The sequence below is a fragment of the Pseudomonas sp. B40(2017) genome (genome assembly GCF_002112855.1).
Taxonomy (GTDB): domain Bacteria; phylum Pseudomonadota; class Gammaproteobacteria; order Pseudomonadales; family Pseudomonadaceae; genus Aquipseudomonas; species Aquipseudomonas pharyngis.
Genome location: NZ_NEIT01000005.1, coordinates 216,037 through 237,975 on the forward strand (window position 1 = coordinate 216,037; position 21,939 = coordinate 237,975).

A 21,939-nucleotide genomic window follows, 5' to 3' on the forward strand; every position below is an offset into this window, starting at 1 on the left:
GTCGTGGTTGTGACGTTCGGATGATGGATTTGTGACGCGGCCTCAGCGTTGCGTCACCAGATTCTCGGCCCCGCGCTCACGCACCCAGAACAGTGTCGCGCCAGCCACAGCCGCCGGCATCATCAGGATGTTCACCACCGGAATCAGAAGCACCAGATAGACGATCCCGCCGAAGCTCATGCTCTGCCAGCGCTTCTGGCGCAGCCAGGCGAGCATTTCGTTCCAGCCCAGCTTGTGGTTGTCCGCCGGGTAGTCGATGTACTGGATTGCCATCATCCACACCCCGAACAGCAGCCACAGCGGCGCGGCGACGATGTTCACCACCGGGATGAACGAGAGAATGAACAGGCCGATGGCGCGGGGCAGGAAGTAACCGAGTTTGCGCATTTCCCGGGCGAGGGTGCGCGGGATCATGGCGATCAGTTCGCCCCAACTGAAGGCCGGGAAGTCGTCGGTGCCGCGCACCACGACTTCGACCTTTTCCGCGAGGAAACCGTTGAAGGGCGCTGCGATCACGTTGGCCAACATCGTGAAGGTGAAGAACACCATCAGCGCCACCAGCACCACGAACAGCGGCCACAGGATGTAGCTGAGGAAACTCAGCCATTCGGGCAGCGACGGCATCAGCGTGTCGACCCACAGGCTGAATTGGTGACCGGCCAGATAGATCAATCCGACGAACAGCACCAGGTTGATGGCCAGCGGCAGCAGCACGAACAGGCGCAGGCCCGGGCTCAAGACCAGTTTGAGGCCCTCGCGCAGGTATTGCGGGCCGGACAGAACAGGGGCGGGCATAAGGTGCTCCGAGCAAGGGAAAACGCGCCGACCTTACCGACTTTGCAGAACCTGTGAAAGCGCGGCAGGGGGATCGACATTCACTGTAACAAAGACGTCCATCTCGTCAGTGTGTCGGCATAGAGACCACCTATGAGCTGGATTGTTAAACCGTATTTCCTTAATCTTGCCCCCCTCGATACGCTGCACCCAACTTTTTACAGGACTGTCGAGCTCACGCCTTCCCCAAGGTTATCCACAGTCCTTTTTTATTCCCGCCGGCAGTCCGGCGTCCGGCCAGGTGTCTTGGCCGGTCAACAGGAGCAGGTTCATGTCTGAAGTCCGTCATTCGCGAGTGATCATCCTCGGTTCCGGCCCTGCCGGTTACAGCGCTGCCGTCTACGCTGCCCGCGCCAACCTCAAGCCGCTGCTGATCACCGGCATGCAGGCCGGCGGTCAACTGACCACCACCACCGAAGTCGACAACTGGCCGGGCGACGTCCACGGTCTGACCGGCCCGGTGCTGATGGAGCGCATGCGTGAGCACGCCGAGCGTTTTGAAACCGAGATCGTCTTCGATCACATCAATGCTGTGGACTTCGCTTCCAAGCCATACAGCCTGACCGGCGACAGCGGCACCTACACCTGCGATGCACTGATCATCGCCACCGGCGCCAGCGCCCGTTATCTGGGCCTGCCGTCGGAAGAAGCGTTCATGGGCAAAGGCGTTTCGGCCTGCGCGACCTGCGACGGTTTCTTCTATCGCAACAAGCCGGTGGCCGTGGTCGGTGGCGGCAACACTGCTGTGGAAGAAGCGCTTTACCTGGCGAACATCGCCAGCAAGGTCACCCTGATTCACCGTCGCGAAACCTTCCGCGCCGAGAAGATCCTGATCGACAAGCTCAACGCCCGTGTGGCCGAAGGCAAGATCGAGCTGAAGCTGAACGCGACCCTGGACGAAGTGCTGGGTGACAACATGGGCGTGACCGGTGCGCGTCTGAAGAACAACGACGGCAGCTTCGACGAAATCAAGGTCGACGGCGTGTTCATCGCGATCGGCCACACCCCGAACACCTCGCTGTTCGAAGGTCAGCTGGAGCTGAAGGACGGTTACCTCGTCGTTCAGGGCGGCCGTGAAGGCAACGCCACCGCGACCAGCGTCGAAGGCATCTTCGCTGCCGGCGACGTGGCCGACCACGTTTACCGTCAGGCCATCACCTCGGCAGGCGCCGGTTGCATGGCGGCACTGGACACCGAGCGTTACCTGGACGGTTTGCAGAACGCTTCGTTCTAAGATCGCAGAAACGAAAAAACCGGCCAATTGGCCGGTTTTTTCATGCCTGCGATTCGCTCGGGAATCAGCGGCGGGTCAGCGGTTGCGCTTCGAATTTCACGCCCGCCAGACCGTGCTGGATCAGCGCACGGATATTGCCGTGATCGCTGCCTTCAGGCGTTGCCACGACCGAACGGTAGTGTTCGCCGAACGCCAGCAGTGCTTCTTCATCGCTCAAGCCTTCCAGCAACGCCAGACCCAGGGTCTTGCACGAACCTTCGTTCTGCCCGGCGGCGTTCTCCACGCCGCCGTTGTTGAACGCCTGCGGCTGGTAGTCGTAACCGGCGGCGATGAACGACAGGGTGTCGGCAAAAACGTGTTCGCCGCTCTTGAGGCTGGCGCGCAGGGTGTTCAGATCACTCATGGGGTTTTCCTTTGGCGAACGCCGCTTGCTGTTCGGCGCTGGCTTCTTGCTGATATTGGGCTTTCCACTCGGCGTACGGCATGCCGTAAACCACTTCACGGGCATCGTCGAGGCTGACCTCGATCCGGCGCTCGTCGGCCTCGGCCTTGTACCACTTGGACAGGCAGTTGCGGCAGAACCCGGCGAGGTTCATCAGGTCGATGTTCTGCACGTCCTTGCGGCTGTCCAGGTGGGCGACCAGCCGGCGGAAGGCGGCGGCTTCGAGTTCGAGGCGTTGTTGCTCGGTCATGATGGGCTCTGTGCAGTCAAATCGTGGCGCGGATGATAAAAGTCTGACGCCCGGAGCGCCAGACACGTTCAGCGGCTGGCGGCGAGGGTGATCGACACCGACTCGGCAAAACGCAAGGCATGCGGTTTGTCGACTTCGACTTCCGCGTACAGCACCGATTCGTTGGCCATCACCAGATCCAGCAGCTCCTGGGTCAGGCGTTCGAGCAGCGCGAAGCGGTTGCCTTCCACGTGGGCGATGATCGCCTTGGTGATGGTGCGGTAGTTCAGCGCGTGGTCGATGTCGTTGTCACGCACCGCTTCCTGCGCGGCGTACAGGATGGTCAGGTTGATCAGCACATCCTGCTTGTTGAGGATTTCGTCCTCGTTGATCCCGATAAAGGTGCGCAGGCGCAGATCCTTGACCCGGATGCGCGCCATTCCCGGTTGAAGTTGTGGCATTTATTTGCTCCGTCCAATCAATTGCAGGAACTCCTGGCGGGTGTTGCTCGACTCGCGGAAGGCGCCGAGCATGACCGAGGTGTTCATGGTCGAATTCTGTTTCTCGACACCGCGCATCATCATGCACATGTGCCGGGCTTCGATGACCACCGCGACACCGGCGGCATCGGTGACTTGCTGGACCGCCTCGGCGATCTGGCGGGTGAGGTTTTCCTGGATCTGCAGGCGGCGGGCGAACATGTCCACCAGTCGCGCGATCTTCGACAGCCCCAGCACCCTGCCCGTCGGAATATAAGCCACATGGGCCTTGCCGATGAAGGGCAGCAGGTGATGTTCGCACAACGAATAGAGCTCGATGTCGGCGACGATGATCATCTCGTCGGTGTCGGAGGCAAACAGCGCGCCATTGACGATCTCTTCAACGCTCTGTTCGTAGCCGTGACACAGATACTGCATGGCCTTGGCCGCCCGCGCCGGTGTGTCTAGCAGTCCTTCGCGGTCAGGGTTTTCACCGAGACCGATCAGGATCTCGCGGTAATGCTCGGGCAGGGAACGGGTCATGGAGCATCCTCGCGGGGGCGTATTACTTGACGTGCCGCCCGCCGTTGACGGTCAGGGTCGTGCCGGTGACATACGGGTTGTCGAGCAGGTAACGCAGGCTCTGATAAATCACTTCGCTGCCGGGTTCGATGCCCAGTGCGGACTTTGCCAGCGCCTTGGCGCGGTACGCCGCGTCGTCGTCGGGATTGAACAATAGCAGGGCTGGTGCGATGCCGTTGACCTTGATTGTCGGCGCGTAGCGCGCAGCGAAGGACAACGTGAGACTGTCGAGCCCGGCCTTGCTGGCGCAATAGCCGATGTGTTTGCTGCTGCCCTTGCGCGTGACGTCATCGCTGATGTGGATGATGTCGGCAGGGCTCGAACGTTGCAGCAGTTCGGCGCAATGCAGGTTGATCAGGTAGGGCGCCAGCATATGAATGTTGAACATCCGGCTGAAGGCTTCGGCTTCGCCGTCGTCGGTTTCCGCCAGCCATTCCGAGGCGTTGTGCACGATGGCGCGCAGGCTGTCGGTGCGGGACTTCAGTTCGGTGATGAACGCGAGGATCGAGGCTTCGCTGGAAAAATCCGCATGCAACCCGAGGGCGCCCAGATCCCGCAACGTCTTCACCCCCGGGCGTTCGCTGCGGTAGGTGAAGATCACCCGATGGCCATCTTCCAGCAGACGCTGCGCACAATGCAGGCCGACCCGCTGGCCGGCGCCGGTGATGAGGATGGGAGCGGTGGGAGAAGTCATGTACGGCTCGCGTCGAAGTCAGAGCAAAAACTATAACAGCGACGCGAGCGACGGCTTCAGCGATTTTGTGTGGACGGCGTGGCAGGCAATGGGCGAGCAGGCGCCGGGTTGAGCCAGCCGGCCAGCAGGCGGGTCGACAGCGGAATGAAGAAGTAGACCATCAACGGGGTCAGGCACAGCGTGCTGATGAAGACTCTCGGCAACAGGCTCATTTCAGCGAGCAGCGGGCCCAGCACGAAGTTGAACAGCAGCGACACCGGGAAGAACGCCAGCCAGATCGCCACGGCCTGTTTCCAGCGCGGCGGGCGATGACCGGCAGCACCGAACCAGCCTTCGATCCCGCTGACCCGATGTTCCGTCGGGTGGGCAAACAGATCGCTGCCACGGGCCAGCCATGCGGTGCGCGAAGCCGAATGTTCCCAGGCGTGCAGGGTCTGTTCGTCGACGAAGCGGAAAATGATCTGGAATTCATCGTCGCCGGGAGGCGGGGCCAGTACGCCGGAGCCGAGGTAACCGGGGAAGTCGGTGGCCAGTTGTTCGCCTTCTCGCAACCAGGCGATCAGGTCCTGATAACGACCATTGGCGACACGACGCGCGACCATCAGCGTGACGGGGGAAGTAGACATTGTGTATCTCCGTATTGCAGGTGCGTCGCTCCGGGTAGGAGTTTCGCCTGACGCAGCGCCGGGGTAGAGGGCTGCGTTCTTTGACAAGCAAGGATTATTCCTTATTTTCGTGACGAACCCGATACTTTCGTTCCATTTGATCGCTTGAACCGTTCGGGGGCATCAGGAGTAGAATGGATCCAACTTCGCCCACAAACTCTTCCAACAAGGACGTGTCCGCACAAATGCCTGTCATTACAGACGTTCGTCCTGCTTCGCAGGCATCCGTAGCGCTGGATCGCGAGGAGCTTTTTCCTATACGTGAAGTGGCGCGCCTGACCGGCGTGAACCCGGTGACGTTGCGCGCATGGGAGCGACGATACGGATTGATTCAGCCAACGCGCACCGAGAGTGGGCATCGCCTGTATTCGATGACCGATATCGAGCGCGTTCGCAGCATCGTCGACTGGATCGATCGGGGCGTTTCGGTGAGCAAGGTCGGCAAGATCCTGGCCAAGACCGAGCCAATGAAAGTGCTGGCCCACTTCATTCCCGATGATCTGGTGCAGGCGGACTATCTCCAGTGGCAGGAACAGGTTCGGCAGGCAGTCAGTTCGTTTGACGATCAGTTGCTTGATCGGGTCTACGGTCAGATTTTCTCCACCTATGCCTTGCCTGTCGTGTTTCAAGACATCCTGATGCCGCTGTGGCTGCAAATGCTCCAGCGTCAGGATGCGTTCGGACAAACCAGCGAGTGGCTGTTCTTCGATGGTTTTCTGCGAGCGAAAGTGCTGCAGCGCATCGTCGCGCTGCGGGGCTCGCAACCGCGCAAGGTGATCGTCAGCGCGCTGGCCGGTCAGTGTCGCGAGCTTGAGTTGTTGGTGGCAGCGCTGTTTCTCAGCGGCAATGACGCGGGGGTTCGTGTGCTCACCACCGGTCAGCCGTTCGATGAGCTGACGCTGGTGTGCGAGAAGATCAAGCCCGAGGCGCTGGTGCTGTTTTCCAATCACGCCCCGGCACCCGAGCTGCCGCGTCGACTGAATCGTCTGGCGCTGAGTCTTGATTGTCAGTTGATGCTGGCGGGGGATGCGGCCGATCTGGCACAGGACAGCCTGGCGGGATCATCGGTCGGCTGCCTGGGCAATGAAGGATCGACCATGCGCCAGCGCATGAATCAGTTCCTCGCAGGGACGCTGGATACCTGAGAATCAGGTGTGCAGGGCAGGGTGGGTCAGGCGATGCTGTTGCAGGATGAACTGGCGCAGACGCTCGGTTTCATCGGCATCGCTCTGGCTTAGCTCGTAAGCATAAAAGCCGCTTTCGGTTTCCCGTTCGAACGTCCCGCGCAGGGCAATCCGCTCATAGCCCGACGGGCTGAACCACAAGGCAAAGTGCTTCGGCGGCTTGGTCTTGTTGCGCACTTCCAGCAGCACACCCTTGTGCGAAACCTCGTGAACCCACAGCGTACCTGGCTGGCCCTTGGCGTTTTCCAGTGCCACCGGCTCTTCCAGGGTCAGGCGCCATGGACGCACCATCGGCCCGTCTTCATAAATGCTCGGCACCCCAAGACGCAGATGCAGGGCGTGGAATTCGTCTTCCACCAGATGCAGCGGGAAAGTCATCTGCTGATTTTCGAAGTTAGCCTGGATGGTGACTTGCTCATGGGCCGCCAGACGCGTGAGCAAATCACGGATCTGTGAACCACCATTGACCAGCAGGCTCGACGTCGCATCCCGTACATTGAGTTGCGGGTTGTGTTGCATGGTCTGGATGAAATCCAGCTCATCCTGGGTCAGGAGGGCGTCACGCTGCATGGCTAACTCGAAATGAATAATTACAAAGTCATTGGTGATTGTAGTTAATGACAATTAGTTCGTTGTTTTGTTTTCGCCGTTCGTCGCTTTCAAGGCAGCAATTTCTGCTTCCAGTGCCGCAACCTGGGCTTCCAGTTGCGCCACCCGCTGCTGCGCCTTGACCTGAACCGTAACGTCCTTTTGCACACCTACGAAGTAGGTCTGCCCGTCGTCGGCATTTTTTACCGTCGAAAGAGACAGTTCGTTCCAGAACGGCTTGCCGTCCTTGCGGTAGTTGCGCAGGATTTCGCGGCAGGAACCACCGTTCTTCAGCGCCTCGCGAATCACCCCTAAACCGGCCTGGTCGCGATCCCCGGCCTGCAGAAAACGGCAGTCCTGATAGAGAATTTCTTCGCTGGTGTAGCCGGTCAGTTTTTCGAAAGCCGGATTCACGTAGATCAGGATGTTGTCCTGATCACCTTCTTTTTCTGCCACCACGATTCCATCGTTCGACGCGTTGATCACCATTTGCAGGAGACTGGCATTGATCATCTATGAAGCCTTACAAGGAGTTCGATGGCAGGCATTCTAGAAGATCGACCGGCGCTGTCTACTGGCCACCAGCCCTTATCGAGAGCCAATCGCAACAGAGCGCCGCTGGCTGTTACTATCGCCGCTCTTTTTTTCAGTTTCAGGATCAGATTGATGAAAGTCGCCATCCTCTCCGGCTCGGTGTACGGCACGGCCGAAGAAGTCGCTCGCCACGCTCAGAGCCTGTTGAACGCCGCCGGTTTTGAAACCTTCTACAACTCGCGCGCCAGCCTCGCCGATCTCCAGGCGTTTGGCCCTGAAGCCTTGCTGGGCGTGACCTCGACCACCGGCATGGGCGAACTGCCGGACAACCTGCAACCGTTGTATTCGGCCATTCGTGATCAACTGCCGGCAGCCTGGCGTGGTTTGCCCGGCGGGGTGATCGCACTGGGTGACGCCAGCTACGGCGACACCTTCTGCGGCGGCGGCGAGCAACTGCGCGAATTGTTCGGCGAGCTGGGCGTGCGCGAAGTGCAGGACATGCTGCGCATCGACGCCAGCGAAAGCGTCACCCCGGAAACCGACGCCGAGCCTTGGCTGGAACAGTTGATCGCCACGCTCAAGGGCTGATCCCGCGTTCACGCAACAGCGCCAGCCAGGCCTGCGCAGCCTTCGACAGATAGGCGCCCCGGCGCCAGATGAAAGCGATGTCCCAGCGCAAGTAGTCCGGCGCATTCAGGGTCAGGCGCACCACGCCTGGCCGCACCAGACCGCGTGCCACCACGCTGGGCAGCAGCACCACGCCTTGTCCGGCGGCGACCAGAGCCGCAAGAAAATCCGCCTGCCCACTGCGTCCGCCTTCCCTCGGGGTGAAGCCCATTTGCTGGCACGCCTGGAGCAAGCGATCGTTGAGCACGAAACTGCGCTGATACAAAAGGAACGGCGTATCGGCCAACTCCTCCAGACCGATTTCACCTTTTGCCGCCAGTGGGTGATCCACCGGTAACAGCGCATCCAGCGGTTCATCGCAGAATGGCTGAAAGTCGAATTGCGGATCCTTCGGCAGCAGACTGCCACCCAACTCCAGCTCCCCGCTGAGCACCGCCTGTTCGATATTGCGACTGCCACCCTCAAGCAACTGCACGCTGATGTTCGGATAGCGCCGTCGGTATTCGGCAAAAAGCCCGGCAAACAATGCATCGCTGCCCAGCAAGGGCAACCCGAGACGTAACTCGCCGCGTGCCAATTGGCTGAGGTCATCCAGTTCGCTGAGCAATTCATTGCGCAACCGCAGCATGCCTTCGGCCCGGTGCAGCACCACGCTGCCGGCGGCAGTCAGGCGTATCTGTGAACCCAGTCGTTCGAGCAACGGTGTGCCGAGGCTCTGTTCGAGCTGGGCGATCTGCTTGCTCACGGCGGACTGACTGATGTGCAGGTTTTTTGCAGCTTGAGTGAAACCGCCCTGATGCATGACTTCGACGAAACTTCTGAGTTGTTTGAATTCCATGGCCTGATTCCAGATTGGAATGGCTTTGAGTCTAACAATTCGCTTCGGAGATGGCAGTCAGCTTCGTAAGATAGGCATCCGAAAGGAGCTCACCGATGAAAGCCTCAACCCTCAAATACCTTTCTCGCCTGCTGGCCGAACTGGCCGTGCTGCTCGCTCTTTACCTGCTCGGCTGCCAGATCGCAGCGTGGCTGGCCTGGCCGATTCCCGGCGGCGTGATCGGCATGGCGCTGTTGCTGCTGGGTTTTGCGTTCGGCTGGGTCAAACCGGCGGCGCTGCAAATGGGCGCAGGCTTGTTGATGGCCGAGATGCTGCTGTTCTTCATTCCGGCGCTGATGAGCCTGCTGGATTACGGCGCGTTGCTGCGCGATGACGGCTGGCGGATCTTGTTGGTGATCGCGGCCAGCACCCTGATGGTGATGCTGGTGACCGCGTTCACCGTGGAGCTGGCCGTGCGCCTGAGGCGATCCCATGAAGCTTGAGCTGATGCCGATGTTTTGGCTGGCGTTCACCTTGCTGGCCTATTTGTTCAGTCGCTGGCTGTATCGGCGGACCGGACGTTACGTGCTGTCGCCACTGATTCTGGTTCCCGCGTTGCTGCTCGCGCTTGCCGTGCCGTTGCACACCGCTTACGCCGAGTATTCGAGCAACACCCATTGGCTGATGCTGGTACTCGGGCCGGTCACCGTGGCGTTTGCGGTGCCGATCTGGCAACAGCGGCGATTGCTGGTGCGGCATTGGTCGGCGTTGCTGCTGGGCATGCTGGCCGGCAGTGCGGCATCGATTGCCACGTCGTTCGGCCTCGCGAAAGCGCTGGCGCTGGACAGTTCGGTAACGCTGTCGCTGGTGCCGCGCTCGATCACCACACCGTTCGCCATGCCGCTGGCGCAGGACCTCGGTGGCGTGCCTGAGCTGACAGCGGTGTTCGTGATGTTCACCGGGGTGTTCGGCGCCATGCTCGGCGGTGTGCTGCTCAAGTGGCTGCCACTGCGCAGCCCATTGGCGCGCGGTGCATTGTTCGGCGTGGGTGCTCATGGTGCGGGCGTCAGCCGCGCCCATGAAGTGGGCGGCGAAGAGGGCTCGGTCGCGGGGCTGGTGATGGTGCTGACGGGACTGCTCAATCTGTTCGCCGCGCCTTTGTTGGCGTCGTTGCTTTGACATGGATCCAAGCAGATTGCGTCGCTGACTCGTTCAGTCATCAAGCTGGCTGCCAATGCAACTACGCGACCGTCCGGGGCTGACTAGACTGCTGACACACGCAAAAACAATAAGAACGCAGAGGTGCATACAGTGAGCGTAGCCCCCGTCCCTTCGTCCGTGAACGTCAAAGATCAGGTCAGTGCCGCGGAATGGCAGACCCGGGTCGATCTGGCCGCCTGTTATCGTCTGGTCGCTCTGCATGGCTGGGACGATCTGATCTTCACTCACATTTCCGCCAAGGTGCCCGGCACCGAAGATTTCCTGATCAACCCGTTCGGTCTGATGTTCCATGAGATCACCGCGTCCAGTCTGGTGAAGGTCGACCAGGCCGGTAACAAGCTCATGGACAGCCCCTACGAAATCAATCCCGCCGGCTACACGATTCACAGCGCCGTTCATGAAGTGCGGCACGACGTGGCCTGCGTGCTGCACACCCACACTGCCTCCGGTGTCGCGGTGTCGGCGCAGAAGCAGGGCGTGTTGCCGATCAGTCAGCAATCGCTGTTCGTGCTGTCGAGCCTGGCCTTTCACGCTTACGAAGGTGTGGCGCTCAACCATGAAGAGAAAGCGCGGTTGCAGGCGGATCTGGGCGACAGCAATTTCCTGATGTTGCACAACCACGGTCTGCTGACCTGTGGCGGCACCATCGCCGACACGTTCCTGATGATGTTCACCTTCCAGCGCGCTTGCGATATTCAGGTCATGGCGCAGACCGGCGGTGCCGAACTGATCGCCATCGAACCGCAGATTCTGGCAGGCGCCAAGGCGATGATCGCCGGCGTCACCAAAAGTGCTCAAGGCATGGGTGGCGCGCTGGCCTGGCCGGCGCTGCTGCGCAAACTCGATAAACAAGACCCGGGGTATAGACTCTAATGCCTCTCGCCGAGATCCCTCTGAGTGTCTGGCGTAAACGCGGCCAGACGTTTGTCTTCCGTGGTCAGCCGATCCGCTACTGGACAGCCGGGCAGGGCGAACCGCTGCTGTTGATCCATGGCTTTCCGACGGCCAGTTGGGACTGGCATTACCTGTGGCAGCCGCTGTCCCAGCGCTACCGGGTGATTGCCTGCGACATGCTCGGCTTCGGCGACTCGGCAAAGCCGCTGAATCACATTTACAGCCTGCTGGAGCAGGCCGATCTGCAACAGGCCTTGCTGGCGCATCTGTCGGTCGAACAACCGGTGCACATTCTGGCCCACGACTATGGTGACAGTGTTGCCCAGGAGTTGCTGGTCCGGCATTACGAAAACCTGATCGAAGTGGCCAGTTGCGTGTTCCTCAACGGAGGTTTGTTCCCGGAAACTCATCGACCGCTGCTGGCGCAAAAACTGCTGCTCAGCCCTCTGGGCTGGATGATCGGTCGGGCATTCACCCGCGATGCGCTGGTGAAGAGCTTCCAGCAGATTTTCGGCCCGGACACCCGGCCCAGCGAAAGCGAAATGGATGATTTCTGGAGCCTGATCGAATGCAATCGCGGGCAACGCGTCATGCACAAGCTGATTCACTACATTCCTGAGCGCCGGGTTCAGCGTGATCGCTGGGTCGCGGCGATGCAGCGCGGCGAGGTGCCGCTGCGGGTGATCGATGGCGAAGTCGATCCGATTTCCGGGGCGCACATGGTCGAGCGTTATCGCGAGCTGATCCCCGACGCGGACACCGTGCTGTTGCCGGGCATCGGCCATTACCCGCAAAGCGAAGCGCCGGTGCAGGTGCTCAAACACTACCTCGAATTTCGCGATCACTTCGTGTTGCCGCCGCGCAAGGTGGCGTGCTCCTGACTTGGTGCCCGAGGCGCCTGACGCCTCGGCACGTTTCATCATCCCCCAGCCTTATCGCGCACCATTCAGCCTCAGCCGTGTTCGTTGTGACCGCACGCTCTGTGCCTGACACTCAGGGACACTGTCCCTCAGGTCTGCTGGAGTTGCCCCGATGAATGATTCTGTGCGTTTCGAAGATAAAGTCGTGATCGTCACCGGAGCCGGTGGTGGCCTGGGACGCGCTCACGCTTTGCTGTTCGCCAAACAGGGCGCCAAAGTGCTGGTCAACGACCTCGGCGGCTCGACCCAGGGTGAAGGCGCCAACGCTTCGGCCGCTGATCGCGTGGTGGCGGAAATCCGCGAGGCCGGCGGCATCGCCGAAGCCAACCATGACTCGGTCACCGACGGCGACAAACTGGTGCAGAACGCGCTCGATGTGTTCGGCCGAGTCGATGTGGTGGTCAACAACGCCGGGATCCTGCGCGACAAGACCTTCCACAAAATGGAAGACGCCGACTGGGATCTGGTCTACCGCGTCCACGTCGAAGGCGCCTACAAGGTGACCCGCGCCGCGTGGCCGCACCTGCGTGAGCAAAATTACGGCCGGGTGATCTTCACCGCCTCGACTTCGGGCATCTACGGCAACTTCGGCCAGTCCAACTACGGCATGGCCAAACTCGGTCTCTACGGCCTGACCCGCACCCTGGCCATCGAAGGTCGCAAGAACAACATCCTGGTCAACGCCATTGCCCCCACCGGCGGTACGCGCATGACTGAAGGCCTGATCCCGCCGCAAGTGTTCGAACAACTCAAACCGGAACTGGTCAGCCCGTTGGTGGTGTACCTGGCCAGCGAACAGTGCCAGGAAACTTCCGGCCTGTTCGAAGTCGGCGGCGGCTGGATGGGCAAGGTGCGCTGGGAGCGCAGCCTCGGTGCCGGGTTCGATCCTCGCGTCGGGTTTTCCCCGGAAGACGTCGCGGCGCACTGGCAGCAGATCTGTGATTTCGAAGGCGCGGCGCATCCGAAGGACAACATCGAAGCGCTGAAGGAAATGATGGGGAATCTGCAGAAGTATTCGTTGTAACCCGAAGAGGCCACCAGGTGAGAGCCTGGTGGCCGATTTGCCGATCAGGTGTATCTGTTTTCGATCATGAATTTTGGAGGGGACCAGTTGGGGCCTTTAATCGCGACAGACCCTTCGCCGACTGCCAACACCCCGAGTTCAAAAAGCCTTGTGTAGGTTTCCAGCAACTCTCCGCTTTCTATGACTTCACGTCGATATCGGCCAAACATTCTGTCCAGGGAGGGAATAGCTGAGCCGAGGCCGAACACAGTCAAAACATCTTCTACTGGCTCATTTTTGACAATTTGTTCAACGATGCTCATTGCTGCCCTCCTTTTAAAAGGTTTTTGAAAAACACTTCGTCCTGTTTGTCTGCTGCCGCTATGGCATCTTCCGTGTAAAGCAAAGACTCATGATCCGCCAGTTGGAAATCCTCCAATGTTGCGCTGTGCGCGTTGTTCCACATCGGGGATTCTTTGTCTGGCTTGAAGTCATCACTCAATCCTAGCGCTCGAAATCTCTCTAGTTCCCTAATCTCATGAGTGTAATAGCGTAAATCAGTGTCGGTGGCTGCCATTTGACCGTTCAGTATTTTTTCAAGTCGATGAATCATGATGTTGTTCGCATCTGATTGATCAAATCGTGCGATGTGTAGTTTAACCGAGGAAATGCCGGTGCCCGTGATGACTGCCTGACGCCAGTCAAGATGAAGTATCGGTCCACCTGCTTGAGCTGGATTGAAAAGTCGCCCGCTATATATTCCTCTAACAGAAGCCCCCTCATACGGACTGCTGATCACCACATACAGCGGCGCAACCCCCGAGTCCTCCGGAAAGATAATGACGAAGCGCTCCCATTCCTCCTCCAGGCTCGGGTGGAGGTCCAGCCTTCCCTCGATCGGCATGATCGGCGCGCCGCTGTATGTCGACGGATCGGTATCGGCACTCGGGAGCAGCGTGGAGCTGTCGCCCGGGCTGATGACCGGGGTCCAGGTCAGAATGTCGTTGGGCAAATCGGGCAGGACGGTCTCGTAAACCCCGTTGAGCGAATCGAAGGTCGCACGCAGCACCGGAACATCGCTGCGTACCTGAAAGTCGTCAGCGCTGACCACGAAGACTTCGGCGCCGGCGCCCATCCTTCTTGTCCCCAGTCCGATCGGTATCTGCAATGTGCCCTGGCGCTGCGCGATCTCGCGTAATGCCTGCGGCGTGGCAGAAGACAACTCGACCAGCGGCACGCTGACGCTGAAACGCTCACCGTTGCCCAGACGTGAAGGCGCCAGCAAAGCCGCGAACCCGACCGCAACCGGTGCCAGCAGCGAGGCGCCCAAGGCGTTGATGCCGACAACCGCCGAGCGCAGGACCGTGAGGATCGCTGTGGCTGTCGACGGGGTCAGGCGCGCTGCGTTCGAGGCGAATGCGATCACCGGCCCGGCGCTGGCCGCCGCGGCAGACGCTGGATAAACCCGCTGGCCCGCATCCGCTCGTGCCTGTTCACGGGCCTGGCGTGCAGCCTCTGTATGGCGCTGCTGCTTGGCGAGGGCTTCCAAGTGCGCCTGTTCAGCAGCCAGCTGGCGCGCAGCGGCTTCGGCGGCAATCCGCGCCTGTTCCGCGGCTTTGCGTTGTGCCTCGGCCAGCGCCGCCAACCGCGCTTGCTCGCGGGCCTGGACTTCTTGCTGTTCCTGTTGGCGCCGCGCCGTCTCCGCCAAGGCTTTCTGGCGTTGCTGTTCTGCGGCGATCCGCGCCTGTTCGGCGGCGCGGCGTGCGGTTTCTGCGGCCCGGGCCTGCGCGGCGTCATTGGCCTGTACCGCCGCCAGCCAGTTGTGCACGTTGACGTGTTGTTGATGCAGCGTCGCCAGCGTCTGGGTCAGCAATCTGACTTCCATTGCCGCGCGATAGGATTGCTTCCACAGGTTCATCCCCGGTCCGTTGGGACTCAGCACCTTGTCCACGGCGTAGGCCCGGGACAGGAACTGGTAGACCGTCTTGTCGGTGGGATCGCTGCCGTAGAAGCCGTGGGACAGTTGTGCCTGCTGTTGCAGTTGCGCGTTCTTGCGCTGGATCAGCCGGTTGCGCACGCCCAGCTCTCGGCTGATCGCGGCAGCGGGCGGCAGCGGCTGGGTCGACTCTTCCAGGCGGGTCGCGGCCAGATCGACTTCAATGGCTTGCGGGATTTGTGCAGCCTTCGCCTGGTATTCCTGAGTCAGCGGGGTAATGAAGTTCTGCAACACCTGCTGATAACGGGCAGGGCTGCGCGGCGTGCCGAACGGACCGTTATAACGATTGTGATCAACAGTGGAAATGCCGGGGTTGAAATGCGACGGTGCTTCAGCGGTTGTCCACACAGGCTCCGTCAATTCAAATGGAGGTGGTCTTTGCATATTCATATCCTTTTGAATGTGCGTTGGTTTTTCAGAACATAAACGTACGAATCACTAATGGGTATTTGCCCATTGAAGTTACAGGAGAGTTTGCGCAGAGGTATCTGAGAAGGGTGTAGGTTGTAACTTGCGTTTAAGCGTGAACTTTCATTGCTTATACAAAGACTCAGGAAACTTCTTACGTATTAAAAGAACTTTCCTGCGCTGAAAAGGGAAACGGCACTTCAGAGCAGCGCGAGCGCCACGCAATCATTTATCGGGGTCAAAAAGCGCCCATAAAAAAGGCCGCTGCAAACGCAGCGGCCAAGGTAAGACGTTGGATCAAGGAGCTACAAATCAACGTCAGTGAACACCGGGGCGAGGGATCGAAAAACGCTTCGGTCCATCAGAAATCGATTGCCGACGACTCGGTCGCGGACTTTGTGCTTGCTGGCGGTCTGCCGTGAAAGCCCGCACAGAATAAGGGCTGGCGCGTCAGGGAAAAATAGCGATTCCGGACATGCACTGTTACGGGGCATGTAACAGTGGCGCGCACTGGCCTGGTCATTATCCGTTGTGTTGATAGTGGTTCATCCAGCCTGTTCATGGCTGGCGCGAAGCCTCGTCGCAGGCGGGGATTCATCCTTTCGAGCGACAGCGCGAATACCTCCTTGGTGCGCTTATCCTCGCCGTGGCGCGGCAGTAGGGTGGGGCCTTCTGTCACTCACCGGGGAAGACGCATGACAAAAACAACAATGCGCGCCATCTTCACGCCGCAGGCGCTGGCCGCTGCGGTGGCCTTGGGTTGCTGTGCCCAGGCGCACGCGGTCGCTTTCAATATCGGGGAAATCGAAGGCACGTTCGACTCGTCGCTGTCGGTCGGGGCGAGCTGGGGCATGCGCGATGCCGACAAGTCGCTGGTCGGTACGGTCAACGGCGGCACCGGCCAGTCGTCCACCGGTGATGACGGGCGGTTGAACTTCAAGAAGGGCGAGACCTTTTCCAAGATCTTCAAAGGTATCCACGACCTCGAACTGAAATACGGCGACACCGGTGTGTTCGTGCGCGGCAAGTACTGGTACGACTTCGAACTCAAGGACGAAGACCGCGAGTTCAAACCGATCAGCGACAAGGGCCGCAAGGAGGGCGCCAAGTCCTCCGGCGCGCAGATTCTCGATGCGTTCGTCTATCACAACTACTCCATCGCCGATTTGCCGGGCACCGTGCGCGCTGGCAAACAGGTGGTGAGCTGGGGCGAAAGTACCTTCATCGGCAACTCGATCAACAGCATCAACCCGATCGACGTCTCGGCGTTCCGCCGGCCGGGTGCGGAGATCAAGGAGGGGCTGATTCCGGTGAACATGCTGTTCGCCTCTCAGGGGCTCACCGACCAACTGACGGTCGAGGGCTTCTATCAACTGGAATGGGATCAGACCGTCCTCGACAACTGCGGCACCTTCTTCGGTGTCGACGTGGCGGCGGACGGTTGCAACAACGGCTACACCGTCGGCAGCCCGGCGATCGCCCCGTTGGCACCGCTGACGGCAGCCTTCGGCCAGCCGATCCAGGTGACCCGCGAAGGCGTGGTCGTGCCCCGTGGCGGCGATCGCGATGCGCGGGATTCCGGGCAATGGGGCACGGCGTTGCGCTGGCTCGGCGACGACACCGAATACGGCCTTTACTTCATGAACTACCACAGCCGCACGCCGACCGTCGGCACCAGTACCGCCGGTCTGTCGACCCTCGCGGCGCTGCCGGGCATGGTCGGGATCGCCAACCGCCTGGCCCCCGGCAGCGGTTCGGGACTGGCGCAAAGCGTGATGCTCGGGCGCGGCCAGTACTACCTCGAATACCCGGAAGACATTCGCCTGTACGGCGCGAGTTTCTCCACCACGTTGCCGACCGGCACCGCCTGGACCGGCGAGATCAGCTATCGGCCCAATGCGCCGGTGCAGGTCAACACCAACGACCTGACCCTGGCGCTGGTCAATCCGATTGCCGGCGGTACGGCGTCGCCGCTGGTTACCTCGCCGGGGGCCGACAACAAGGGCTACCGACGCAAGGAAGTGACGCAGATCCAGAGCACGCTGACGCACTTTTTCGATCAGGTCTGGGGCGCTGAGCGCCTGACCCTGGTGGGCGAGGCCGCCGTGGTGCGGGTCGGCGGACTGGAGTCGCGCAGCAAGCTGCGTTACGGCCGCGACTCGGTGTACGGCCAGTACGGTTTCGGCGGCGACACTGACGGTTTCGTCACCTCCACCTCCTGGGGCTATCGCGCCCGGGCGATCCTCGATTACGCCAACGTGATCGGCGGGATCAACCTCAAGCCCAACCTGTCCTGGTCCCACGACGTCGCCGGCTATGGCCCTAACGGCCTGTTCAACGAAGGCGCCAAGGCTGTCAGCGTCGGGGTCGATGCCGACTATCGCAACACCTATACCGCGAGCCTGAGTTACACCGACTTTTTCGGTGGTGACTACAACACCCTCGAAGACCGTGACTTCGTGGCCCTGAGCTTCGGTGTGAACTTCTGATCTGCCCGAGAAGGATGAATGCAATGCGCAAGATGATTCTGCAATGCGGTGTCCTGGCCCTGAGCCTGCTGGCCGCCAATGTGATCGCGGCGGTGTCGCCGGAGGAAGCCAACAAGCTCGGCACCAGCCTGACGCCGCTGGGCGCCGAGAAGGCCGGCAACGCCGACGGCTCGATTCCGGCCTGGACCGGCGGTATCCCGAAAAACGCCGGAGCAGTCGACAGCAAGGGCTTTCTGGCTGACCCGTTTGCCAGCGAAAAACCGTTGTTCACGATTACTGCCGCCAACGTCGACAAGTACAAGGACAAGCTGTCCGACGGCCAGGTGGCGATGTTCAAGCGCTACCCCGAAACCTACAGGATCCCGGTCTACCCGACCCATCGCACCGTGGCCGCACCGCCGGAAATCTACGAGTCGGCCAAACGCAGCGCGCTCAACGTCACCAGCATCAACGACGGCAACGGCCTGGCCAATTTCACCGGTAACCGCTACTACGCGTTCCCCATTCCCAAAAATGGCGTTGAGGTGTTGTGGAACCACATCACCCGTTATCACGGCGGCAACCTGCGGCGGATCATCACGCAGGTGACGCCGCAAACCAACGGCAGCTACACGCCGATCCGCTTCGAAGAAGAGATCGCCGTGCCGCAACTGATGAAGGATCTCGATCCGGAAAAAGCCGCCAACGTCCTGACTTTTTTCAAGCAGTCGGTGACGGCCCCGGCGCGCCTGGCCGGTAACGTGCTGCTGGTGCACGAGACTCTCGATCAGGTGAAGGAGCCGCGTCTGGCGTGGATCTACAACGCCGGTCAGCGCCGGGTGCGCCGTGCGCCGCAGGTTGCCTATGACGGTCCGGGCACCGCTGCCGACGGCCTGCGCACCTCGGATAACTTCGACATGTTCTCCGGCGCGCCGGACCGCTACGACTGGAAACTGATCGGCAAGAAGGAAATGTACATTCCGTACAACAGCTACAAGCTCGACTCGCCGAGCCTCAAGTACGACGACATCGTCAAGGCCGGGCACATCAACCAGGACCTGACGCGTTATGAGCTGCATCGGGTCTGGGAAGTGGTCGGTACGGTGAAACCGAACGAGCGGCACATCTACGCCAAACGCCACATGTACATCGACGAGGACAGCTGGCAAGTGGCGCTGGCCGATCATTACGACGGTCGCGGACAGCTGTGGCGAGTGGCCGAGGGACATGCTCAGTACTACTACGATCACCAGGCCCAGGCCTACACCCTCGAAGCGCTCTACGACATCATCGCCGGCCGCTACATTGCCCTGGGGATGAAGAACGAAGAGAAGCACAGCTTCGAATTCGGCTTCGAAGCCAAGGCTGCCGACTATACCCCGTCGGCCTTGCGCGCCGAGGGCGTACGGTAAGGGTTTCGATACATTGGCAAGGCAAAAGGCGACCGCACGGTCGCCTTTTTTATGGGCGCCAATCAGCGTACTGAATACTCGTCAACAAGCAGCAGGGAGAGGGCTAGGGTGAGCGCACAACGATAAAAAGGCGTACCCGATGACCGCCATGACCCACGCTCCGGATCGAGCGGATTTTCTCCCGAGACTGTCTTCCCATCACCTTGCGCGGCCTCGCCTTTGCGCGGCTCTGCTCGAGTCAGCGGCGCGGGTCAAACTGATCTGCGCGCCAGCCGGCAGCGGCAAGACCGCGCTGCTCACCGAATGCCTGCTGCAGGCGCCGGTCAATTGCACCGTGTGCTGGTTGCCGCTGGCAGGTGCGTCCCTTGGCACTGGCGAGTTTTGCGAGCGGCTTGCACACGCTATGGGGCTGGCCGCATCGGACGAATCGTCACTGCTGCATGAACTGTCGCGACGGACTTCGTCGACCTGGGTGTTGCTCGACGATTACTGCCGATACCCGGAGCCTGCGCTGGATGCATTTCTCGACCGAATGCTGGCGATCAGCAGCCCGGCCCTGACGTGGTGGATCGGTACTCGGAGGCGTCCGCCCTGCAACTGGCCGCGCCTGTTGCTCGATGATGCGTTGTACGAATGTGAAGCCGCGGCGTTGGCGCTGACCCGTGACGAGATCGCACAGGTGTTGCGCCACTTGTCCCCGGCCCAGGCCGATAGCGTGGCCGGACGCATCTTTCGGCGCAGCGGCGGTTGGTGCGCCGGGGTGCGGATGTTGTTGATGCAAAAATGCGACTGGTCGCAAAAGACTTTGCCGCAGCAACGCATGGACACCTTGCTGGACTACCTGCAACACGAACTGTTCAGCGGTCTGAGTCCGGAACTGGCCGAGGCCTGGAGAGTGCTGGCGCATTTGCCGCGGTTCAATGCCAGCCTGTGCGACCACTTGTTCGGCGCCGGCGAAGGGGCGCAATGGATGCGCGATCTGCAAACGCTGGGATGCTTTATCGAACCCTGGCGGGCCTCGTCTGAATGGTTGCAAGTCTGTTCCCCGCTGTCGCGCCTGATGCGCAACGAGCCGTGGCCTGCCGGGCGTTCCTGGCATCGCCGGGCCTGTCAGTGGTTCACCGCCGGACGCCATTGGAAATGCGCCTTTGAACAGGCGCTGCTGGCTGAAGAGTACGAAGTCGCGGTGAGCCTGTTGCAGCACTTCAGTTTCGAGCAACTGTTCGAGGAGCAGACGGTCGTGCTGTTGTTGCGTCTTTACGAGCAACGCGGCGAGGAACTGTTAGTGGGGTCTGCGCAACTGGTCGGGTTGATCACGGCGGCGCTGCTGTTCGCCGGGCGTTTCGAACAGGCCGGTGAGTGCATCGCGCAACTGTCCCGCTTCCTGCCGCCATGGTCGGCGGATGAGCAGCGCCAGTTGATCGCCCGATGGCAGGCCCAGCAAGGGTGGTTGTTGCACTTGCAAGGGCGCATGGACGAGGCGCGCGAACATTTCGAGCAAGCCTTGAACGACTTGTCACCGCAGGCCTGGACGGCGCGTCTGTTATGCCTGTCGGGCCGCACTCAGCAAGCGTTGCTGTGTGGTGAGCTGGATCTGGCTCATTCGATAAATCGTGAAGCGCTGTGCCTGGCCCGGGCGGAAGGCTCATTGCTGTTCGAAGCGTTGCTGGAACTCGATCACGCCCAACTGCTGGAGCAACGGGGCGCGTTGGCTCGCGCCGAAGAGTTGCTGGCCAATCTTTGCGCAATGCTCGCGTCCTCCGTCGAGCGACCGACGCCGCTGTTGGGCCGTATCGCCTTGCGTCGGGGGCGACTGGCGCTGAGCATGGGTCAATCAATGCGGGCTGCCGAACTCTTTCAGCAGGGGCTCGACGACTGCCTGCGCAGCTTTGACAAGCGCGTGCTGTACGGCTTTCTCGGTCAGGCGCAGCTGGCCGCTGATCAGAGTGATTATTCGCAAGCATTCATGCACCTGCGCGATGCCGAACGGTTGATGCAGCAGCGGCAAATTCCAGAAACGGTTTATCGCGGTGTTCTGTTGCAGGTCAGCAGTGAGTTCTGGTTGCAACAGGGACGACCCGAACTGGCTCGTGAAGCGTTGAGTCGAGTGCTCAGGCACTATCGTGGCCCGCGTGGACGGCAGGCGCCGCCGGCGACGCTGGAGCTGATCCCGCGTATCGAGTATTTGCTGATTCTGGCCGAGACCCGCTTGAAGCAGGCGCACCAGCCGGTGGCGCGGCTGCAGTCCCTGCTCGAGCAGGCTCAGTCTTGCCGGATGATCGTTCTGGAAGCCGAGCAGTGGCTGGCAATGAGCGAGGTGGCATCGATCCTCAATGATCGGGATTCTGCCCGACAGTATTTCGACAGGGGGCGCAAGTTGGCCTGCCAGTTCAACTTGCAGCGTCTGGTCATGAAATTTGACGAAGCCGCTTCGGATATTCGCCCCGGGTCATCACCCGAACATCCGTTTCTTGATGGCGGTGACAATGAAAGTTCATTGAGCCTGAGAGAATCGCAAGTGTTGGGGTTGATTGCGGCGGGAAGTTCCAATCAACAAATAGCGGACAAGTTGTTCATCTCATTGCATACCGTTAAAACTCATGTCCGGCGAATTCATGCAAAGTTGGGCGTTGAACGCCGGACGCATGCCGTGGCGCGCGCGAGAGTTCTGGGTTTGTGTTGTTAATTGTCAGTTAATAAGTATGTTG

General features: G+C 60.6%; 23 protein-coding genes. 11 read left to right on the forward strand and 12 right to left on the reverse strand.

Annotation, left to right across the window (positions count from 1 at the left end; all coding sequences use genetic code 11):
- Positions 1-42: 42 nt before the first annotated feature.
- Entirely contained in the window at positions 43-795 is a 753-nt protein-coding gene (gene cysZ / locus CAF76_RS15090) for a sulfate transporter CysZ (RefSeq protein ID WP_011332493.1), read from the reverse strand.
- A 310-nt stretch (positions 796-1,105) separates the two neighbouring features.
- On the opposite strand from cysZ, the gene trxB reads away from it, so the two are divergent.
- Entirely contained in the window at positions 1,106-2,068 is a 963-nt protein-coding gene (gene trxB / locus CAF76_RS15100) for a thioredoxin-disulfide reductase (RefSeq protein ID WP_039769336.1), read from the forward strand.
- Positions 2,069-2,132: 64 nt separating this feature from the next.
- Here the strand turns inward: trxB and CAF76_RS15105 are convergent, their stop codons facing one another.
- The 6 genes from CAF76_RS15105 to CAF76_RS15130 form a co-directional block, all read right to left on the reverse strand.
- Entirely contained in the window at positions 2,133-2,471 is a 339-nt protein-coding gene (locus CAF76_RS15105; RefSeq protein WP_011332495.1) for a HopJ type III effector protein, read from the reverse strand.
- The gene (locus CAF76_RS15110) at positions 2,464-2,760 is read right to left on the reverse strand and encodes a DUF1244 domain-containing protein (protein ID WP_064382510.1); all 297 of its coding nucleotides are present in this window, start codon (positions 2,758-2,760) and stop codon (positions 2,464-2,466) included. Before CAF76_RS15110 ends, CAF76_RS15105 begins: the two co-directional genes overlap by 8 nt.
- 68 nt (positions 2,761-2,828) lie before the next feature.
- Positions 2,829-3,200: a dihydroneopterin triphosphate 2'-epimerase gene (folX, locus tag CAF76_RS15115; RefSeq protein WP_007957207.1), complete on the reverse strand. Its 372-nt coding sequence runs from the start codon at positions 3,198-3,200 to the stop codon at positions 2,829-2,831.
- Complete coding sequence (gene folE / locus CAF76_RS15120) at positions 3,201-3,761, reverse strand: GTP cyclohydrolase I FolE (RefSeq protein WP_064593419.1); 561 nt, start codon at positions 3,759-3,761, stop codon at positions 3,201-3,203.
- A gap of 22 nt (positions 3,762-3,783) precedes the next feature.
- Positions 3,784-4,494, reverse strand: a complete 711-nt coding sequence (folM, locus tag CAF76_RS15125; RefSeq protein WP_064593421.1) for a dihydromonapterin reductase — start codon at positions 4,492-4,494, stop codon at positions 3,784-3,786.
- A 56-nt stretch (positions 4,495-4,550) separates the two neighbouring features.
- Entirely contained in the window at positions 4,551-5,120 is a 570-nt protein-coding gene (locus tag CAF76_RS15130) for an antibiotic biosynthesis monooxygenase (protein ID WP_064593423.1), read from the reverse strand.
- Between the two features lie 224 nt (positions 5,121-5,344).
- Here CAF76_RS15130 and CAF76_RS15135 point away from each other — a divergent pair, with 224 nt between their 5' ends.
- Positions 5,345-6,304, forward strand: coding sequence for a MerR family transcriptional regulator (locus tag CAF76_RS15135; protein ID WP_085647699.1), 960 nt, complete (start codon positions 5,345-5,347; stop codon positions 6,302-6,304).
- Positions 6,305-6,307: 3 nt separating this feature from the next.
- Here the strand turns inward: CAF76_RS15135 and CAF76_RS15140 are convergent, their stop codons facing one another.
- On the reverse strand, positions 6,308-6,913 hold the full coding sequence (locus CAF76_RS15140; RefSeq protein ID WP_039769347.1) for a hypothetical protein: 606 nt from the start codon (positions 6,911-6,913) through the stop codon (positions 6,308-6,310).
- A gap of 54 nt (positions 6,914-6,967) precedes the next feature.
- Positions 6,968-7,444 (reverse strand): PAS domain-containing protein, encoded by a 477-nt coding sequence (locus CAF76_RS15145; RefSeq protein ID WP_085647700.1) that lies wholly within the window; start codon positions 7,442-7,444, stop codon positions 6,968-6,970.
- Between the two features lie 153 nt (positions 7,445-7,597).
- Here CAF76_RS15145 and CAF76_RS15150 point away from each other — a divergent pair, with 153 nt between their 5' ends.
- Positions 7,598-8,053 (forward strand): flavodoxin, encoded by a 456-nt coding sequence (locus CAF76_RS15150; RefSeq protein WP_064593430.1) that lies wholly within the window; start codon positions 7,598-7,600, stop codon positions 8,051-8,053.
- On the opposite strand, the gene CAF76_RS15155 is transcribed toward CAF76_RS15150, so the two are convergent.
- Entirely contained in the window at positions 8,043-8,930 is an 888-nt protein-coding gene (locus CAF76_RS15155) for a LysR family transcriptional regulator (RefSeq protein ID WP_064593432.1), read from the reverse strand. The two genes, CAF76_RS15150 and CAF76_RS15155, sit on opposite strands and share 11 nt — an antisense overlap.
- A 95-nt stretch (positions 8,931-9,025) precedes the next feature.
- Between CAF76_RS15155 and CAF76_RS15160 the strand changes: the two genes are divergently transcribed.
- The 5 genes from CAF76_RS15160 (at position 9,026) to CAF76_RS15180 (ending at position 12,968) form a co-directional block, all read left to right on the forward strand.
- Positions 9,026-9,412: a CidA/LrgA family protein gene (locus tag CAF76_RS15160; RefSeq protein WP_074691777.1), complete on the forward strand. Its 387-nt coding sequence runs from the start codon at positions 9,026-9,028 to the stop codon at positions 9,410-9,412.
- Positions 9,402-10,088 (forward strand): LrgB family protein, encoded by a 687-nt coding sequence (locus tag CAF76_RS15165; protein ID WP_064593437.1) that lies wholly within the window; start codon positions 9,402-9,404, stop codon positions 10,086-10,088. The genes CAF76_RS15160 and CAF76_RS15165 overlap by 11 nt, the downstream gene beginning before the upstream one ends.
- A gap of 132 nt (positions 10,089-10,220) precedes the next feature.
- Complete coding sequence (locus tag CAF76_RS15170) at positions 10,221-11,003, forward strand: class II aldolase/adducin family protein (protein WP_085647701.1); 783 nt, start codon at positions 10,221-10,223, stop codon at positions 11,001-11,003.
- The gene (locus CAF76_RS15175) at positions 11,003-11,905 is read left to right on the forward strand and encodes an alpha/beta fold hydrolase (RefSeq protein ID WP_085647702.1); all 903 of its coding nucleotides are present in this window, start codon (positions 11,003-11,005) and stop codon (positions 11,903-11,905) included. The genes CAF76_RS15170 and CAF76_RS15175 overlap by 1 nt, the downstream gene beginning before the upstream one ends.
- A gap of 151 nt (positions 11,906-12,056) precedes the next feature.
- Positions 12,057-12,968: an SDR family oxidoreductase gene (locus tag CAF76_RS15180; protein ID WP_064593443.1), complete on the forward strand. Its 912-nt coding sequence runs from the start codon at positions 12,057-12,059 to the stop codon at positions 12,966-12,968.
- A 44-nt stretch (positions 12,969-13,012) separates the two neighbouring features.
- Here the strand turns inward: CAF76_RS15180 and CAF76_RS15185 are convergent, their stop codons facing one another.
- Both CAF76_RS15185 and CAF76_RS15190 read right to left on the reverse strand, forming a co-directional pair.
- Positions 13,013-13,270, reverse strand: a complete 258-nt coding sequence (locus tag CAF76_RS15185) for a hypothetical protein (RefSeq protein ID WP_064593445.1) — start codon at positions 13,268-13,270, stop codon at positions 13,013-13,015.
- Positions 13,267-15,327: an S-type pyocin domain-containing protein gene (locus CAF76_RS15190; RefSeq protein ID WP_085647703.1), complete on the reverse strand. Its 2,061-nt coding sequence runs from the start codon at positions 15,325-15,327 to the stop codon at positions 13,267-13,269. The genes CAF76_RS15185 and CAF76_RS15190 overlap by 4 nt, the downstream gene beginning before the upstream one ends.
- A gap of 719 nt (positions 15,328-16,046) precedes the next feature.
- On the opposite strand from CAF76_RS15190, the gene CAF76_RS15195 reads away from it, so the two are divergent.
- From CAF76_RS15195 to CAF76_RS15205, 3 genes are all read left to right on the forward strand, one after another.
- Positions 16,047-17,840 carry a DUF1302 domain-containing protein gene (locus tag CAF76_RS15195; protein WP_085647704.1) on the forward strand — a complete coding sequence of 598 codons (1,794 nt, stop codon included), beginning with the start codon at positions 16,047-16,049 and terminating at the stop codon, positions 17,838-17,840.
- 23 nt (positions 17,841-17,863) lie between these two features.
- A complete protein-coding gene (locus tag CAF76_RS15200; RefSeq protein ID WP_085647705.1) occupies positions 17,864-19,231 on the forward strand; it encodes a DUF1329 domain-containing protein in 1,368 nt (455 codons plus the stop codon).
- Between the two features lie 139 nt (positions 19,232-19,370).
- Entirely contained in the window at positions 19,371-21,917 is a 2,547-nt protein-coding gene (locus CAF76_RS15205; protein WP_085647706.1) for a LuxR C-terminal-related transcriptional regulator, read from the forward strand.
- Positions 21,918-21,939: the final 22 nt, after the last annotated feature.